Annotated in this window: 9 protein-coding genes and 1 pseudogene; 8 read left to right on the top strand and 2 right to left on the bottom strand. The window is 47.6% G+C overall.

The genetic code is table 11. From position 1 onward, the window contains the following. Nucleotides 1–75: 75 nt before the first annotated feature. The 4 genes from H5P17_RS02375 (at nt 76) to H5P17_RS02360 (ending at nt 5,883) form a co-directional block, all read left to right on the top strand. Nucleotides 76–1,491 carry a mannose-1-phosphate guanylyltransferase/mannose-6-phosphate isomerase gene (locus H5P17_RS02375; protein WP_220496693.1) on the top strand — a complete coding sequence of 472 codons (1,416 nt, stop codon included), beginning with the start codon at nt 76–78 and terminating at the stop codon, nt 1,489–1,491. A 62-nt stretch (nt 1,492–1,553) separates the two neighbouring features. Continuing rightward, the gene (gene cpsG / locus H5P17_RS02370) at nt 1,554–2,927 is read left to right on the top strand and encodes a phosphomannomutase CpsG (protein ID WP_182821015.1); all 1,374 of its coding nucleotides are present in this window, start codon (nt 1,554–1,556) and stop codon (nt 2,925–2,927) included. A gap of 126 nt (nt 2,928–3,053) precedes the next feature. Then, the gene (wcaJ, locus tag H5P17_RS02365) at nt 3,054–4,448 is read left to right on the top strand and encodes an undecaprenyl-phosphate glucose phosphotransferase (RefSeq protein WP_182821013.1); all 1,395 of its coding nucleotides are present in this window, start codon (nt 3,054–3,056) and stop codon (nt 4,446–4,448) included. Nucleotides 4,449–4,548: 100 nt separating this feature from the next. Continuing rightward, nucleotides 4,549–5,883 carry a cellulase family glycosylhydrolase gene (locus H5P17_RS02360; RefSeq protein ID WP_255477850.1) on the top strand — a complete coding sequence of 445 codons (1,335 nt, stop codon included), beginning with the start codon at nt 4,549–4,551 and terminating at the stop codon, nt 5,881–5,883. Nucleotides 5,884–6,145: 262 nt separating this feature from the next. On the opposite strand, the gene H5P17_RS02355 is transcribed toward H5P17_RS02360, so the two are convergent. Next, nucleotides 6,146–9,133 carry a DUF4214 domain-containing protein gene (locus H5P17_RS02355; RefSeq protein ID WP_182821012.1) on the bottom strand — a complete coding sequence of 996 codons (2,988 nt, stop codon included), beginning with the start codon at nt 9,131–9,133 and terminating at the stop codon, nt 6,146–6,148. 658 nt (nt 9,134–9,791) lie between these two features. Between H5P17_RS02355 and H5P17_RS02350 the strand changes: the two genes are divergently transcribed. The 3 genes from H5P17_RS02350 to H5P17_RS02340 are packed head-to-tail and all read left to right on the top strand — an operon-like array spanning nt 9,792 to nt 14,326. Further along, a complete protein-coding gene (locus tag H5P17_RS02350; protein WP_020826025.1) occupies nt 9,792–11,558 on the top strand; it encodes a type I secretion system permease/ATPase in 1,767 nt (588 codons plus the stop codon). 54 nt (nt 11,559–11,612) lie between these two features. Continuing rightward, on the top strand, nt 11,613–12,944 hold the full coding sequence (locus H5P17_RS02345; protein WP_020826026.1) for an HlyD family type I secretion periplasmic adaptor subunit: 1,332 nt from the start codon (nt 11,613–11,615) through the stop codon (nt 12,942–12,944). A gap of 2 nt (nt 12,945–12,946) precedes the next feature. Continuing rightward, the gene (locus tag H5P17_RS02340; protein ID WP_182821010.1) at nt 12,947–14,326 is read left to right on the top strand and encodes a TolC family outer membrane protein; all 1,380 of its coding nucleotides are present in this window, start codon (nt 12,947–12,949) and stop codon (nt 14,324–14,326) included. A 92-nt stretch (nt 14,327–14,418) separates the two neighbouring features. On the opposite strand, the pseudogene H5P17_RS02335 reads toward H5P17_RS02340, so the two are convergent. Next, nucleotides 14,419–14,704 (bottom strand): annotated as a pseudogene (locus H5P17_RS02335) (transposase); the annotation flags it as partial. Between the two features lie 313 nt (nt 14,705–15,017). Between H5P17_RS02335 and galE the strand changes: the two are divergent. Further along, nucleotides 15,018–16,034, top strand: a complete 1,017-nt coding sequence (galE, locus tag H5P17_RS02330; protein WP_182821009.1) for a UDP-glucose 4-epimerase GalE — start codon at nt 15,018–15,020, stop codon at nt 16,032–16,034. The last annotated feature ends 196 nt before the right edge of the window (nt 16,035–16,230 follow it).

The following is a 16,230-nucleotide window of genomic DNA, read 5'->3' as shown; positions in this document are numbered from 1 at the left end:
GTACTTCTTGTAGTTAATAACGTTTTCTTTGTGTTTCTTCTAATTTTCTTTTGTATTTAATCAGTGAGAGTAAAAATGAGTAACCTTTATCCTGTTATCATGGCTGGGGGGACAGGGAGTCGTCTGTGGCCACTTTCTCGTGAGTTGTTCCCAAAACAGTTTCTAGCTTTGTGCAATGAATTTTCAATGCTGCAAACTACGGTGATGCGTCTTAAAGGGTTAGACATTATTAATCCTCTTGTGATCTGCAATGAGGAACATCGTTTTATCGTTGCAGAGCAACTGCGTAAAATTACCCGTTTGTCGCATAATATCATTTTAGAGCCTGTAGGACGGAATACAGCCCCTGCGATCGCACTTGCTGCGCTGCAGGCTGTTTCGAGTGGTGATGATCCTCTTATGTTGGTATTAGCTGCGGACCATGTTATTCAGGATGAAGCCATTTTCCGAGACGCGGTGAATCAGGCGGTACCCTATGCTGAAGCGGGTAAGTTAGCGACATTCGGGATTGTACCGACGGGGCCTGAAACGGGTTATGGTTATATTCAAAAAGGCACTAGCGTTGATGGTTCCAGTATTTGTGGCGTGTCGCGTTTTGTTGAAAAACCTAATCTTGAAACTGCTCAACAGTATCTGGATAGCGGGGAGTATCTGTGGAATAGCGGTATGTTCCTGTTTAAAGCCAGTCGCTATTTAGATGAATTGGAGCGTTTCCGTCCCGACATTCTTGACGCTTGCAAAAAATCCCTGGCGCACCTGTCTCCGGATATGGACTTTATCCGTGTCGATCGCGAAGCATTCATTGCGTGTCCGGATGAGTCGGTTGATTATGCCGTGATGGAACAAACAGCGGATGCCGTGGTTGTACCGTTGGACGCCGGTTGGAACGATGTGGGCTCCTGGTCAGCCTTATGGGAAATCAGTGAGAAAGACGTAAAAGGTAATTCTACCTTTGGCGACGTTCTGGAACATAATTGTTCTAATAACTACATCCGTGCGGAACATAAATTGGTGGCTATGGTTGGGGTAGATAACCTCGTAGTGGTAGAAACCAAAGATGCGGTATTGATTGCCAACAAAGATAAAGTTCAAGATGTTAAGGAAATCGTTAATCAACTCAAGCAGCAGAAACGTTCCGAAAGCAAACAGCATCGTGAGGTTTATCGTCCATGGGGTAAACACGATGCGATTGCACAAGGTGAACGTTTCCAGGTACGCCGTATTACTGTCAAACCCGGCGAAAAGCTGTCTCTCCAGATGCATCACCATCGATCAGAACATTGGGTAGTTGTTTCTGGGACGGCGAAAGTCAATACCAATGGGAAAGTACAGTTAATTAGCGAGAACGAGTCTATTTATATTCCTTTAGGTGCTGAGCATTCCCTCGAAAATCCGGGAAAAATAGAGCTGGATCTGATTGAGATTCAATCAGGAGCCTATCTGGGTGAGGATGATATCGTTCGTATTGGTGATTCAGCTCAACATAACTAATAATTTAGCGCTGTGGGCATTTCACAGCGCTACCGGATTTATATTTTGGTAAGGATCTCAACATGTCACAATCATTGACCTGCTTCAAAGCGTACGACATTCGTGGACAACTGGGCGAAGAACTGAATACCGATATAGCTTATCGTATTGGTCGCGCATATGGAGAGTTCTTACAGCCTAAAAGCGTTGTTGTTGGCGGCGATATTCGCCTGACCAGTGAGGAGCTCAAGCTTTCTCTGGCTGAAGGGTTACGTGATTCTGGTGTGGATGTATTGGACATTGGTGTGAGTGGGACGGAAGAAATATATTTTGCGACTTTCCATTTAGGAATAGATGGCGGGGTTGAAGTTACCGCTAGCCATAATCCCATGAACTATAACGGTATGAAGTTGGTACGCAGCCAAGCCAAACCCATCAGTGGCGATACCGGCTTGCGTGATATCCAGCGTCTGGCAGAGCAAAACAACTTTGCGCAGGTGAACAAGGAAAAACGCGGCAGCTATGAAAAGATCTCCATCGAGAAAGATTATGTGGATCACCTGTTGGGTTATGTGAATACGGCTAACCTGAAGCCATTGAAATTGGTCGTCAACTCCGGCAATGGTGCCGCAGGCCATGTGATCGATGCTATTGAAGCACGATTCAAACAGCTTCAGGTGCCCGTTGAATTTATTAAAGTACATCATCAGCCGGATGGTAACTTTCCTAACGGGATCCCTAACCCATTGCTGCCGGAGTGCCGTGAGGATACTGCCCAGGCTGTGCGCCTCCATAAGGCCGATATGGGTATCGCTTTTGACGGGGATTTTGACCGTTGCTTCCTGTTCGACGAGCACGGTGGTTTTATCGAAGGGTATTACATCGTTGGTTTACTGGCTGAAGCGTTCCTCGAAAAGGAACGTGGGGCAAAAATCATCCATGATCCACGTTTAAGCTGGAATACCATTGACGTGGTGACTCAAGCAGGCGGGGTGCCGGTGATGTCAAAGACTGGCCACGCATTTATTAAAGAACGCATGCGTTTGGAAGATGCGGTCTATGGTGGTGAAATGAGTGCACACCATTATTTCCGTGAGTTTTCATACTGCGACAGCGGCATGATCCCATGGTTACTGGTGGCTGAGTTGTTGTGCATTAAGGGTAAGACGCTAGGGCAATTGGTTGAAGACCGTATGGCGGCCTACCCTGCGTCAGGGGAAATTAACAGCAAATTGCAGGATCCGCAGGCTTCAATCGAGCGGGTTTTAAATTGTTACCAGCCAACTTCGTTGGTATTTGACACAACCGATGGTATTAGTCTGGAGTTTTCTGACTGGCGCTTTAACCTGCGCAGTTCTAATACTGAACCCGTAGTACGTTTAAATGTTGAGTCCCGTGCTAATCCTCTATTAATGCAACAAAAAACAGAAGAAATACTGGCCTTGCTGCGCAGATGATCTCTGAGTTTAACGCTATATTGTATAACTGGGCTATATAGATGGCCCAGTAAAATTAAGAGATATAGGTACCAGAGAAAACTTACAAAAGGCATCTATACTATGATAGTTAATAGGCAGTTATCTATGAACGGTTTCCGTCGAGGAACATTGCATACCAATGCATCCCTAACCTCAATGATCCAGCGTTTTTCCGATATTTTCATTATTTTTGCCGGATTGTACTTGTCTTGCCTGATTTCTGGTGCTGACTTTATTATGCAGCACTGGGTCATGGTATTGATTTCAATTGTTATTTTCCAAATGATTGGTGGTATTACCGATTTTTATCGCTCATGGCGTGGGGTTCGCGCGGGTCTTGAGGTCCAGCTCATCTTACAAAACTGGTCGTTGAGTCTGCTTTTAACCTCAGGAACAGTCGCCTTAGTTAATTCTTTTAACAATGAATATTCCGTCTATATCCAATGGTATTTGTTGGTGTCTTGCGGGCTGGTTATTTCGCGTAGCGTGATCCGTTTGTTTCTTGGTTATATGCGTAATATCGGTTTTAATACCCGAAACGTGGCGATAATGGGGGCGATGCCAGTTGGTATTCGCCTGGCTGAATCACTTCGAGATGCCCATTGGATGGGATTTAAAGTACTTGGGATTTATGATAATGATAATTCTCAACTAAATACTACAATTGAGCGCCGGGGTGACTTATGCCAACTGGTAGAAGATGCTAAAAGTGGGCGTATCGATCGTGTGTATATAGCTATGTCGATGGAGCAGGAGAAGCTAATTAAGGACACGGTTGCCGATCTTTCCGACACCACCTGTTCAGTGATGTTGATTCCTGATATTTTCACCTTCAATATATTACAGTCACGCTCCGAAGAAATTAACGGTGTGCCGGTTGTTTCGCTGTTCGATACTCCTATGAGCGGTATTAATCAGGTTATTAAACGCATTGAAGACATTATTTTGTCAATTTTTATCTTGCTGTTTATTTCTCCTGTGTTGTTGTTGATTGCTGCCATGGTGAAATTCACCTCTTCCGGACCAGTGATCTTTAAACAAAGACGCTATGGCATGGATGGTAAGGCCATCGAAGTTTGGAAGTTCCGTTCCATGAGCGTGATGGAAGATGGAGACAAAGTGGTTCAGGCAACAAAAGGGGATACGCGGTTAACACCGGTAGGGGCTTTTTTACGTCGCACCTCTTTGGATGAACTACCACAATTTATTAACGTATTGAAAGGTGACATGTCCATCGTTGGCCCAAGGCCGCATGCGGTGGCGCATAATGAACAGTACAGAAAATTGATTAACGGTTATATGTTACGCCATAAAATGAAACCAGGTATAACCGGCTGGGCGCAGATCAATGGCTGGCGTGGAGAAACTGATACGCTGGAGAAAATGCAAAAACGTGTTGAGTTCGATCTGGATTATATTCGTAACTGGAGTGTCTGGTTGGACATTAAGATTGTGTTCTTAACCATATTCAAAGGTTTTATTAATAAGTCTGCTTATTAATTATAAGAATAGCGTTAATGGTAATCCACACACCAGAGTGTGGATTACCTGATCTCTGGGACGTGAGACAGTTAATCTTTCATTCAAAACTGGAGGTCAGATGCCAATTATTTCAAGCTGTTATAAATCGAGGCTCAGGGAGCGAAAAATAAATTTTTTTCGCCTTGGCGCTTTATCAATATTGGCTTTTAGCACTAGTTCGATGGCGTTTGAAGTGGGTGTTCATACGCATTTTCGCTGGTATCCTAACGATCCAGACAAGTATCTGGAGTTGGTTAAACGTTATGGTTTTACGTCATATCGTGCTGACTTCCCGTGGAGTGGGCTTGAGCAACAAAAAGGTCAGTATGTAGTAACCGGGAATATGCAAAAGGCCGACCAGGCCTTTAATGATGGCCAGACAAAGTTTGGGCTTAACGGTTTGTTGGTTTTGGCATATGGCAATAAGTTGTATGATCCTTCAGGTTATCCAACCACACCTGAAGCTATCAATGCTTTTGCTAACTATGCGTATTGGACTGCCTCAAAATACAAGGGCAAGATTAAGTACTACGAAATTTGGAACGAATGGACAAACTCTACGGCGATTAAGCCTAAGCCACCTAAGCCGCCAGCACCAGAGGTTTTTGTTGCGTTGGTGAAAGCAACTGCTGCCGCTGTCAAAAAGGCTGATCCTGATGCGATTATTATGACTGGCTCAGCCAATCCGACGGGAACACGAGATCCTTCTTGGGTAGATAAAATTGTCAAACTAGGTGTTCTCAATTATGTCGATGGTTTATCTATTCATCCATACTCCTATGGTAATGACAGTTATGCTGTACGAGCCCCTGAGGGAAATCTTAGTGTTGTGGATCAATTTGAGGCTAAGCTTGCAAAGGCTGCAGGTCGTTCTGTGCCCATTTACATTACCGAAATAGGAGTGCCAACTTATGAAGGTAAAGGGGGGCTTTCGAAAGATTTGGCTGCGCAGTACATAGTAAAATATACCTTCCTGGCGAAGTCACGCCCATATATTAAAGGGGTATGGTGGTATGACCTACTTGATGATGGCGATAACCCGAAGATTAATGAGCACCGTTTTGGCTTGTTGACACGTGATGGTCAGCCGAAGCCATCGATGTTGGCCTTCAGTAAGGTGGCTGATATTGCTCGTTCGTATACGGTGGAGAAATATCAAACTCTGCCAGGAGGAAAAATCTCGATTGCGTTGAAGGGAAACAATCAACACGCGATGTTATTTTGGCAAGAGAAACCGATAGCTCAGCCCTCAAACGGAATTTCTTCAACTTTGCGGAGCTTTATCAATAGCAATACGGCTCCGCAGCAGCAAAAGGCTATGCCATTGAAAGAAGTTCAGGGTAACTCAGCAACGCCTGATGGCGATGTTCCTGTGATGATGCGTTCTACGTCCCCGATTAACTCACCTTGGTAATAATGGATATAGTAGCTAACCGAAGGAATAGGGTTCTCTGAATGCGGTTTTAATGAAATCCGAAAACGTTTCCGTTTTCGGATTTTTTTTTGCTGCTAATGTCAGATAAGGCTTTCTTCGTTAATTTGTTAATTCTTTTTGGCATTATTAGTACGATATAAAAAATAATTAAAAATGCCAGCCATAATTAACTGGCTGGCATTTGTTTATTTAATCTTAATTGGCGATTTTAACGAACGCCATCAATCCACAAATGAATATCTTATGCGTAATGCAGAGTATCCAGCAGTTGCTGATGGTTCTGCCCTGTCAGGTAAACGACGCTGTCGTTAGCATCCAGCGTGTGGTTATTGTTGTTATCAATAATCACATAAGAGCTGGCGTTATCGCCGGTACCGCCAAACACCACTGACGCCACACCCACTTTAGCCGTCAGTGCGTTGCTGCTACCGAGGCCGAGGATACCGCCCAACAGGCCAATAACGCCGTTGGTCAGACCGCCAACCAGAGTACCCAGCAGCGCGTCCAGAGTATCAGAAGCACGGGTGCCGTAATCCGCCACCGCGGTGCCGCTGGTATTGCCGGAGATGGTCAAAGCAGAAGCCGCATCGACAATCTTGTCTTTGGCGCTGTCAAAGTCAGTAATGGTAACACCGGCCTGAGTGGTACTGGACTTCAGTTCATAGGTATTCACACCGTTGCCACCGGCCAGGGTGGTGTTACCCAGAACGTTGAAGCTGTCAGCCGCGCCGGTCCCTTCTACAGTCAGTTGATAACCGTTCAGGCCCAGCGTATTGAGCAGTGGGGTCAGCAGCGCTGTAGTTACCGCACTCAACGGCAGGATGTTCAGCAGTTGAACGATAATACCGTCGCCGGTACCCGCATGGTTTGAATCAAGATTCAGACCGGCAGTATTGGTGGATGCGTTAACATCACGTACATTACTGAAGCCGCTGCCCAGCGTTAAATTCAGAACATGATCACCAGTAACGTTTATGTTCTGAACCTGCGCGTTGGTACCGGCCAATGAGACGATATTGCTAAACGACCCCGTACCGCCAGACGCAATATTCACCGTACCCAATGCCGTCCCCAACAATGCACTGCTGCTACTGGTCAGACTGATAGCGCCAGCATTGACGTTTGAAGAACTTACTGCATCAAAATTGATATTGAAATGGTCGGTCGCATTCTGAACAAAAGTGAAGCCCAGGGTGCTTGCAGATGTTGCATCGCCCTTCACTTCCAGTTGTGCAGCGTTACCGCCCGCAGCGTTAATGACACTGGCATTGGTTAAGCCAGAGATCACAAAACCTTGAGAACCCAAGTTGGTTGCAGCTGCGCCTTGAGTTACCGTGCCCCCAGTAGTCCCTTCAACTGACGCCGTTCCGTTGGTTAAACCAAAATCAAAGACGTGCGTCGGTGTGGTTACGCTGGTAGTGGTCGGTGAACCGATCAATGGCGTGGTAATCAGGGTACCAACGGATTTACCGATAAATCCTGTCAGGTCAATTTTCTCAAAATTCGAGAAGTTATTGGCGTTACTGGTTACAACGCTGCTACGAATGCCCAGGGCGTTTTGGTTAGTAACGACAGACTTGGTGATAAAGTTAGCGGAGATAGAGTCAATACCTGACCCACCATCAGCTTTAATGGTGGTCGCTACCGTGTTAGCGCCGTTTGATACCCCATTACCCGCCCACTTCAGGCTATCGTTACCCGCACCAAGGTTAAACTGACCGGTACCAGTAGCAATATTGGCGGTTGAAGTAACAACCACTGCATCCGCACCCGAGCTAGCGTTCAAAATGACATTGCCATTGTTGACGGTAATACCTACGCCCGGGTTCACGCCGTTGTCCGACAGGTTAACCGTTGCTGCACTGGTGCCGTTAATGGTCAGGTTCGCCAGGTGATCGGCGAACTTCAGGTTAACTACACTGGCCGCGTTGGCGTTTAACAACACGTTTTGCAGTACGGCGGTTTCAGCATTACTGATCTGGTGTGAAGAACCGGTGTTAACAGTACCGGTGGCATTGCCGCCAGCGGCGGTTGCTGTGAGTGAAGCTGCTGTTTTGTATAGCAAGCTGGTGCCGATATCGAATTCAAACCCGTGCTGTTGAGTAACAGTAGCGGCATCGGTGGCTACAGACGTTCGCAGGTCATTAATAATGGCTTGGGTAATTGATGTTTTGTTAGCCAATGCGCCGTAGGTGGCTAATTGCTGAGCCGTGGCCGCTACACCGTGCACAAGTGTAAAGACGTGCTGAACAAAGGCATCACCCGTTAACTGGCCGCCTTTTTGCTGTGATTCCGCTGAGTTTATTAGAGTGGTGATAACCTGAGCGTAGGTTTTTCCTGCGAAAAGAGCTTTGCTCCAGGTGTCTAGACCACTTGAGTCAATCCCTCGGCCCGGTACTGCGAGGAACACTGCTGCTGCTTGTTCTTGGAAGCTCAAGGCAGGAAGTTCACCTGGTTGATAGACGTGGGTTGCTGCTTGGAAATGTTGCTGCGCGGTAGTGTCACCGGCGGCTACCGTGCCTTTTAATGAGTTAATAACCTGAGCGACGATATCACCACGGGTAGCGCCACCGCTTAACAATGCAAGATAGCTGTTACTTTCGGCAGTAGTTGGTGCACGCTCATAGCTATTTTGGAAAATAGCATTCACGAAGGCGCTGTCACTCAATGTTTTTAATGGACTGGAGTTTACAAACGATTGTGCGATAGCTGCCAGAGTTTTTGACCCCTGAGCCAACACCGTACCCCAATAGTTGATCCCATCCTGAGTTTGAGTCAGTCCCACAACGTGGAAAATCCCCTGAACATCACCTGCCCCTGCTGTAGCTGATGCGCTGGCTACAGGGAACAGTGATTTTTCAACTTTAGTTTCGAAAGTTGTTTGTTGTGTTAATAAAGTGGAATCAAAGCCATTGTAGTCCAGTAAATCAGAAATAACTTTCGCAACAACTGATGCGGTCGTCGGGTTACCAGCTAGCAGATCGGTTAGAACCTGATTGGAAGGGGCACTGCCATAAACGGAGGTGTAGATGGTAGTGACGATCTCAGAGGCCGTGCGACCATTCAGGCTGGCAGTACCTGCAATGAACTTTTGGGCAACTTGTTCAAGTGAAAGGGCAGAAGTTTCGATTTTTTGTGAATAGTAATCTAAGCCCGCGGTATCAATGTTCTTTCCAGAAATGGCTAGAAATAAAGCCGCTGCTTTTTGCTGTGATACTAATGTGGCCATACGTTACCCCTTTGGATGTACCCATTTATGTAGTCAAAAGTATGTCGTGACCTTGATCCCAGTACCGTTAACAGGAAGAGATTCGGTCGGAATTTTAGTGTTAACACATGCAAAAACAGCGACATGTAAAGATGACGCATAAATAGCCATTTTCTGTTTTCGCAATTTAAGCAAAGGAGTTAACAGGTATTTTGTCAAGGCGGTAGGATTTTTTTATTTTCTTTCCATTGAATTGCTCTTAAATGTTCGTCAAAGTAACAACTTACATTATGTATATGTTGGTTATATATTTTTTCATTAATTATAATAATTAGTTATTGCTTGGTTTAAGAGTGAAATGATTAGATATCTAATCATTTTCAGGTTGAAATTTCATAGGGTAAAGTGGGTATGGGATATGCTAAAACCATATAATAACTGATGGTTTTTCTTTTTGTGATGTCGGATGTTTTAACTTGCTGTTTTTCATTGTGAAAAAATGAGACTTTGTCCGTGTTTTTTTTTAACTTCGTGCCTTGCCGTTACGGGGTTTATGTAACTATAGTTAATAAAAATGCGACTGCAGTCCTGAGCATATTTGGGGTGATTTTTCGTGTGGTTTTATCTATGCGAATCAATGCGGATTTGGCTGACAGTGCACATGATGTAAGGGCAGAATGTGAATCAATTTATACCGCGTAATGAAATTGCGGATGTTATACGGACACGCAGTAAAGTTTTTTGGACCGTTGGCATATTTACCGCATTTATTAACTTGTTAATGCTTGTTCCTTCAATCTATATGCTCCAGGTTTATGACCGGGTGCTTCCTTCGCGCAATGAAATCACCTTACTGATGCTGACGCTGATTATGCTGGGAATGTTCGGCATGATGGCGTTGCTGGAGTATGTGCGCAGCATGGTCGTGATCCGTATCGGTAGCCAATTAGACATGCGTTTGAATACGCGGGTTTATACGGCTGCGTACGAATCTAACCTTAAGAATGGTTCTTCCGATGCAGGGCAGATGCTGGGCGATTTGACTACGGTACGGCAATTCCTGACCGGCAGCGCATTGTTTGCTTTCTTCGATGCGCCCTGGTTCCCGATTTACCTGCTGGTGATTTTCCTGTTCAACCCGTGGCTGGGGTTGTTTGCTCTGGTTGGCTCGTTGTTGCTGGTTGCGTTGGCTGTGGTCAACGAAATGGTGTCCAAGCAACCTTTGGGCGAAGCGAGCAAGTTGTCGATCATGTCCAGCAGCCTGGCGAGTACCAATTTGCGCAATGCTGAAGTGATTGAAGCCTTGGGCATGCTGCCTAATTTAAAACGACGTTGGTTTGGGTTGCATCAGCGATTTCTGAATAGCCAACGTGTTGCCAGCGAGCGCGCGACCACCGTCAGTTCCATCACCAAATTTGTTCGTCTCTCTTTGCAGTCATTGGTCCTGGGGCTCGGGGGATGGTTGGCGATTGATGGGCATATCACCCCCGGCATGATGATCGCGGGCTCTATTTTGATGGGACGTACTCTGGCGCCCATCGAGCAGGTGATTAACGTCTGGAAAAGCTGGAGCTCAGCCAAACTGTCCTATCAGCGTTTGGTCAAACTGCTTGATAAGCATCCTCCGCGCGGAATGGGGATGTCGCTTCCCCGTCCTGAAGGGATCATCTCGGTCGAAGGCGTCACCGCCACCCCTCCGGGATCAAAAGCCGATGCGGTGTTGCACAATGTCAGCTTTGCTATTCAACCGGGCGACGTGCTGGGGATTATCGGGCCAAGCGCTTCCGGCAAGTCTACGCTGGCGCGTTTACTGGTCGGCATCTGGCCGGTCAGTGAGGGTATTGTGCGCCTTGATAACGCTGATATCTACCAGTGGAATAAAGATGAACTGGGGCCCTACATTGGCTACCTGCCTCAGGATATCGAGCTCTTTGCCGGCACCATCGCCGAAAACATAGCTCGCTTTAACGATATCGACTCCGAGAAAGTCATTGAAGCTGCCAAGCTGGCTGGGGTGCATGAGCTGATCCTGCGTTTCCCTAATGGTTACGACTCGATCATCGGTAATGGCGGGGCCGGGTTATCCGGCGGGCAGAAGCAGCGTATTGGCCTGGCGCGTGCGCTGTATGGCGATCCATCTCTGATTGTGTTGGACGAGCCTAACTCCAATTTGGATGACGCCGGTGAGAAAGCGCTGAATCAGGCCATTTTGTTCCTCAAGCAGCGTAATAAAACGGTGATTCTGATTACCCATCGCACCAACCTGCTGTCGATGACCACCAAGCTGCTGCTGTTGGTCAACGGTAGCGTCAATGCGTTTGGCCCAACGCAGCAGGTTCTGCAAGCCCTGGCCAATGCGCAAAAAGCGCAGACTCCACAGCAAGCCGTACGTGCGGTCAATTCCGAGCCGGACGAAGGCAATATCCCAAAAACTCAAATTAATTAAGCCGTGAACTTGCCGGGCGGGGCAACAGCGCCGCCTGCAGTCGAAGGAGTTGGTATGTCTACGCACATTGGCGAGCCGCAAGACTCGTATTCAGAAGAGATCCCACAAGACGAGCGGCGTTTTACCCGCATGGGGTGGTTGGTGGTGGGGCTGGGCCTGTTTGGTTTTTTCGCCTGGGCTGCCTTTGCGCCTTTGGATAAAGGGGTTGCTTCGCCAGGCTCGGTGATCGTTTCCGGCAACCGCAAGACCGTGCAGGCGCCAGCCAGCGGCATCATTAAAAGCATCACCGTAAAAGAAGGCGACAGGGTTAAAGCCGGTGAAGTATTGGTGCAACTGAGTCAGGTACAGGCGCAGGCGCAGGTTGATTCTCTGCGCGATCAATATTACACCACCCTGGCCACTGAAGGCCGCCTGCTGGCTGAACGTGATGGATTAAGCAAAGTGACTTTCTCGCCGGTCTTCGAACAACTTCAGGCTCAGCCGCGGGTTGCCGAGATCATCGCGCTGCAAACCCAGCTCTTCTCCTCGCGCCGTCAGGGGCTGCAAAGCGAAGTCGACGGTTATAAACAGTCGATGGACGGTATGCGTTTCCAGTTGAAAGGCCTGCAGGATTCCAGGGTCAATAAACAGATCCAGCTTTCCAGCCTGCGTGAGCAGATGAACAGCATGAAACAACTGGCTGCCGACGGCTATTTACCGCGTAACCGTTATCTTGAAGTGCAGCGTCAGTTTGCGGAAGTTAACAGCAGCATCGATGAAACCGTCGGGCGGATCGGCCAGGTACAAAAACAGCTGCAGGAATCTCAGCAGCGGATCGATCAGCGTTTTGCCGACTATCAGCGCGAGGTTAGAACCCAACTGGCGCAAACGCAGATGGATGCCAGCGAGTTCAGAAACAAGCTGGAAATGGCGAATTTTGATCTCGGCAACACCGCTATCACTTCGCCGGTGGATGGCACCGTAGTCGGATTGAATATCTTTACTCAGGGGGGCGTCGTGGGAGCGGGTGACCACCTGATGGACGTTGTACCCAGTCAGGCTACGCTGGTGGTGGATTCCCGCCTGAAGGTGGAGCTGATTGACAAGGTGTACAACGGGTTGCCGGTGGATTTGATGTTTACCGCTTTCAACCAGAACAAAACCCCGAAAATCCCGGGGACGGTGACGTTGGTTTCTGCCGACCGGTTGGTGGACAAGGCCAATGGTGAACCCTACTACCAAATGCAGGTTACGGTTTCTCCTGAAGGCATGAAAATGCTGGGCGGGGAGGATGTTAAGCCGGGCATGCCTGTTGAGGTGTTTGTGAAGACGGGGTCGCGCTCACTGCTGAGCTATTTGTTTAAACCTATTTTGGATCGCGCTCATACTTCATTAACCGAGGAATAATTTTGATTCAATTTAAACGACAGGTTGCTGGCCTTGCTATCAGTACCCTCTTGTTTGCGATAGCTGCGCCGGTTCATTCGATAGGGATTCTAGACGCATATTCGCTGGCACTTGAAATAGATCCGACCTTTCGGGCGGCTATAAAAGAGAAAGAAGCGGGGGATGAAAACGAAAACATCGGCAGAGCGGGGCTGCTGCCGAAGGTGTCGGCCAATTACCAGAATTCACCGCGTAACTGGCAGACGCAAAAGTATCCGGCGAGTGACATTTTTGGCAATAGCCTTGGTGAGGCGACCAAGCGGCAACAGTATCGCAGCCATTCCAGCTCGATAACGCTGACGCAACCGTTGTTCGATTACGAAGCCTACGCGCGTTACAAGGCCGGCGTGGCGCAAACGCTGATGTCGGATGAGCGTTACCGCAGTAAGTATCTGGATCTGGCTGTGCGGGTGATATCTGCCTATGTTGAAGTGGCTTACTCCAAAGACCAGATTGCGCTGGCCTCAGCGCAAAAGGCGGCTTACAAAGAGCAATTGGCGCTGAACGATCGATTAATGAGCGCGGGTGAAGGTACCATTACCGACGTTTCAGAAACCCAGGCGCGCTACAGTCTGGCAGAGGCGCAGGAAATCGAGGCACGTGATGCCCTGGATGCGGCACAACGCGAGCTGGAGGTAATAATTGGCGTACCGCTCGATCAACTGGACGAGCTGCAGGTACTGCGCCCCGGTAAATTCCAGGTGGCGCCGCTAATCCCTTCCAAATTTGAAGAGTGGCAAAAAATTGCCCTGGAGAATAACCCGATGTTGGCTGCCTCGCGCCATGGTGTTGATGCCGCCAAGTATGAGGTGGAGAGAAACCGTGCGGGCTTCATGCCGCAGGTTCAGCTCTATGCTTCGCACTCGGAAAATGATTCCAGCAGTGATAACACGGTTAACCAAAAATACCGCACCGACAGTATCGGCGTGCAGGTGAGCGTGCCGATCTATGCCGGCGGTGGTGTGTCAGCATCGACTCGCCAGGCGGCATCCCGCTATGGGCAGGCGATGTATGAAATGGATGCGCAGGTCGGTACCACGCTGAACGATCTGCGTAAGCAGTTCAATCTTTGCATCAGTAGTCGCGCAAAATTAGCGGCGTATGAACTGGCGGTAAAATCGGCGACAACGCAGGTAACGGCCACCCGCCAGAGCGTGTTGGCAGGGCAGCGCGTCAACGTCGATGTGCTGAATGCCGAGCAACAACTTTACAGCGCGCAGCGAGACCTGGCTTCGGCCAAGTATACCTACATAAAGTCCTGGATCACCCTGTTGAGCGACTCAGGAACGCTTGACGAAAAGGATGTGAAACGAGTGGCGCAGTATTTCTCTATGAATCGCTGACCGGGTAGGGATAAATGGTTCAAATACTCACCATGAGTATTTGTCTGAAAGAGCAGCCTCAAGCTGCTCTTTTTTGTCTCAATACGTTATTACTTTAGTCGGGCTTTCTTGCAAAGTACCGCGCTGCCTTTTTCATAATATCTCGTTCGTCCTCAGATCGTTTAAGTTGCGCTTTCAGCTTAAGGATCTCCGTTCTGGCATCCAGTAAATCCTGGCCTGGTGCCCGTTGTTATCAGGTTTTACTGAGCGCAACCATTTATAAAGACGGTGTGCCGACACGACAAGCCTTTCTGAAACATCGGCAACAGAATCGCCCCGCTCAGTGATCTGGCGGATAGCTTCTTCTTTAAATTCAGGGGAGAATCGTGGTGTGACCATAGACTCCTCCTATGCTCAAAATATAGGCCAGATTTGTCTACGGGCTCTGGGTCAATCCACAGGGCTGCATTTCGCAGCCCTGTGGATTGAATGAGTTTGATAAGCAGAACTGTAATCAATGAATACGGGCTCAATAATGGGCGTTGCTATCGAGCACATATGATTTATCCTAAAGACAATGACTTCGATGGCAGTTAGTGTTATCAACTTTGCTGTCTTGTCCATTTTGGGCTGGAACCCCCCAAGGCAATCGGTTTGAGATAGTGATAGAATTTATGTCGTTAGCGCTGCAGGCGCGCATAAGGAGTGGTGAATGGCAATTTTAGTTACCGGTGGCGCCGGTTATATTGGTTCTCATACGGTATTAGCCTTGCTGGAACGCGGTGAAGAAGTGATCGTACTGGATAATCTGTCGAACTCGTCAGAAGAATCACTGCATCGTGTCGAAAAGTTAATGGGCAGAGCGGCTACTTTTTATCAGGGTGATGTCCAAAATGGCGACTCTTTGCGTAGCATATTCGATGCGCATGATATCTCTGCCGTCATACATTTCGCTGGATTGAAGGCGGTGGGGGAGTCGACTCGTAAACCGCTCGAATACTACCAGAATAATGTTTCCGGCACTTTGGTGCTCCTGGACGAAATGCGTCGTGCCGGCGTAACTAAATTTATCTTCAGTTCTTCCGCGACGGTCTATGGCATGCCGGAGCATGTCCCGTTGCTTGAAACTTCCCGTGTTGGCGGAACCACAAACCCATACGGAACGTCGAAACTGATGGCAGAGCAGATGCTGCAAGACTTCGCGAAAGCGGAACCTCAGTTTTCAATTACTGCGCTGCGTTACTTCAATCCGGTCGGTGCCCATGAGTCTGGCATGATCGGTGAAGATCCTAACGGTATTCCTAATAATTTGTTGCCTTATATTTCTCAGGTGGCGATCGGTAAATTGGAAAAATTGTCTGTTTATGGTGATGACTACCCAACGCCTGATGGTACCGGCGTGCGTGATTATATCCATGTGATGGATTTGGCTGAAGGCCACCTCAAGGCAATCGATCATATTGATGATCAAAAAGGCTTTACCGTTTACAATTTGGGGACCGGTATCGGCTACTCAGTGTTAGAAATGTTGCATGCATTTGAGAATGCTTCAGGGTGCTCGGTGAGCTATCAGATCGTACCGCGCCGTGACGGGGATATAGCCGAATGTTGGTCTGCTCCTGAATTGGCGGCTGAAAAGCTGGGATGGAAAGCGAAACGTGATCTGGGCACTATGATGCGTGATGCTTGGAATTGGCAAAAAAATAATCCAAAAGGATATCGCAACTAACATAAATTTAATTGGTGCGGTAATTATTTTATCGCGCCAATATATATTTCAATCAGGATGTAATCTTTATAAGAAGGTACGAATAATATAATTTTATTATTTTTGTTTACATTGTGTTTCAAAGTGAAATTTGGAATTTTGTGTTTTACTTTCAATCATGGGATTTATCATTTTTAGATTTTATCTTTTTCTTTTA

Source organism: Serratia sp. OS31 (genome assembly GCF_014164835.1).
Taxonomy (GTDB): domain Bacteria; phylum Pseudomonadota; class Gammaproteobacteria; order Enterobacterales; family Enterobacteriaceae; genus Serratia; species Serratia liquefaciens_A.
This window is presented reverse-complemented; position numbering and strand designations above follow the sequence as displayed.

Coding starts and splice junctions, on each gene's coding strand:
- H5P17_RS02375 (WP_220496693.1), top strand. CDS start 76: ATGAGTAACCTTTATCCTGTTATCATGGCTGGGGGGACAGGGAGTCGT.
- cpsG (WP_182821015.1), top strand. CDS start 1,554: ATGTCACAATCATTGACCTGCTTCAAAGCGTACGACATTCGTGGACAA.
- wcaJ (WP_182821013.1), top strand. CDS start 3,054: ATGAACGGTTTCCGTCGAGGAACATTGCATACCAATGCATCCCTAACC.
- H5P17_RS02360 (WP_255477850.1), top strand. CDS start 4,549: ATGCCAATTATTTCAAGCTGTTATAAATCGAGGCTCAGGGAGCGAAAA.
- H5P17_RS02355 (WP_182821012.1), bottom strand. CDS start 9,133: ATGGCCACATTAGTATCACAGCAAAAAGCAGCGGCTTTATTTCTAGCC.
- H5P17_RS02345 (WP_020826026.1), top strand. CDS start 11,613: ATGTCTACGCACATTGGCGAGCCGCAAGACTCGTATTCAGAAGAGATC.
- galE (WP_182821009.1), top strand. CDS start 15,018: ATGGCAATTTTAGTTACCGGTGGCGCCGGTTATATTGGTTCTCATACG.